Annotated in this window: 1 protein-coding gene and 1 pseudogene; both read right to left on the bottom strand. The window is 39.4% G+C overall.

What is annotated here, in order from left to right; genetic code table 11:
* Positions 1–146: 146 nt before the first annotated feature.
* Positions 147–1049 (bottom strand): dTDP-4-dehydrorhamnose reductase, encoded by a 903-nt coding sequence (rfbD, locus tag CXF78_RS00425; RefSeq protein ID WP_102035678.1) that lies wholly within the window; start codon positions 1047–1049, stop codon positions 147–149.
* A gap of 158 nt (positions 1050–1207) precedes the next feature.
* A pseudogene (locus CXF78_RS21335) lies at positions 1208–1414 on the bottom strand (sugar phosphate nucleotidyltransferase); the annotation flags it as partial.
* Between the last annotated feature and the right edge of the window lie 21 nt (positions 1415–1435).

Here is a 1435-nt window from a genome sequence, read left to right as displayed (position 1 = left end):
TTCCAGATAACTGTACCTCTGTTGGTACAGCCTCTTTTTACCTAAAGTTAATGACAAGCTAAAGCGAAATATTTCATCCTTGATGGTAAAAATTATTGCACGTAAAGATGACACTGATATGACAATTCATTTTTTACTGTAAACAATCAAACTTTACTCAGCACCAGCTCATTAAGGCATTGAGCTAATTGTTGTTGCCAAGGTTTTGGTATGGCGAGTGTGTGTGATAAGCGGGTGTCTAACACACTGAAAGCGGGTCTATTAACGATAGAAGCATATTGTTCTGATGTAATAGGTTGTAAATAAATTGACTGAGGTAATAAGCCTAACGCTATTCCTTGTGTTTTGATCTCTTGAGCAAACTCATACCAAGTACACTTACCTGCATTACTCCAATGGTAAATCGCTGACCATTGTTTTTGTGAACACAGTTTCCACAGAAAACGTGCAAAATCGTCAACCATTGTCGGGCTGCCCGTTTGGTCGTTAACAACTTTGATGGGGTTGTTTGCGCTTGATCCTATCGTTTGTTGATTATGTGACTGCGTCATTAACTTTAGCATAGTGGTAACAAAATTATTGCCGCTGTGATGGTAAAGCCAAGAAGTTCGCACAATACAAAATAGAGCAGATTGATAGCTCAATAATGTCTCTTCGGCGAGTAATTTTGACTGCCCATAAGCATTAATGGCTGATGGTTTTTGTGTCACAGAATAAGGTGTCGATGAGCGACCATCGAATACATAATCAGTCGACAATTGAATTAGTTTGATTCCATAATTACTGGCTGCTTTTGCCATATACTCAACGGCCAATGCATTGATTTGCATTGCTGCGACTGGGTTTATTTGTGCTTTTTCTACATCAGTATAAGCCGCGCAGTTGATGATGATATCGGGCCGATAAAAAGCTAACGCTTCATCAATGAGTTGTGGCTGAGTAATATCAACTTGTTGATGGCTGAGTTGGATTAGTTCTGCAGTTTTGGGCTGAACACGTTTTAAGGCTCTGGCGAGTTGACCGGTTTGACCAAACGTTAATATTTTCATTGATAGTGAGCCAAATACCACTGAACGGTTTGGCGTAAACCATCCGAGAAGTTATGTTTTGGTGTCCAATGCAATGTAGTAGTCAATTTACTCGCATCAATAGCATAGCGGCGATCGTGTCCTAGTCTATCAGTAATATGTTGAATGAGTGAGGAAAAACCATAGCGTAAAAGTGCTTTGAAAAGAGCTAAATCTGAAGGGGCACAAATAAGCAAAATATCAGTAATACCAGCTTGCATAAGAGTGCACAAAGGATAATAAACCATCGGTTTATCGTAAATGGGTAATAGCTGTTTACAAACCACTTGGGTGATAGGGTATAGCCGAGTGCCTGAACCTCCAGCTAATAAAATGCCTTTTCTCATCAAACTTTCTTTAAGTGACTA

Origin of the sequence: Shewanella sp. 11B5 (assembly GCF_002836795.1) — a bacterium.
Classification (GTDB): Bacteria; Pseudomonadota; Gammaproteobacteria; order Enterobacterales; family Shewanellaceae; genus Shewanella; species Shewanella frigidimarina.
Note: the sequence above shows the minus strand (reverse complement) of the source record. Positions and strands in the feature narration are given on the sequence as shown.

Bases quoted from the DNA above. Each gene is read 5' to 3' on its own strand.
- rfbD (WP_102035678.1), bottom strand. From the start codon at position 1,049: ATGAAAATATTAACGTTTGGTCAAACCGGTCAACTCGCCAGAGCCTTA.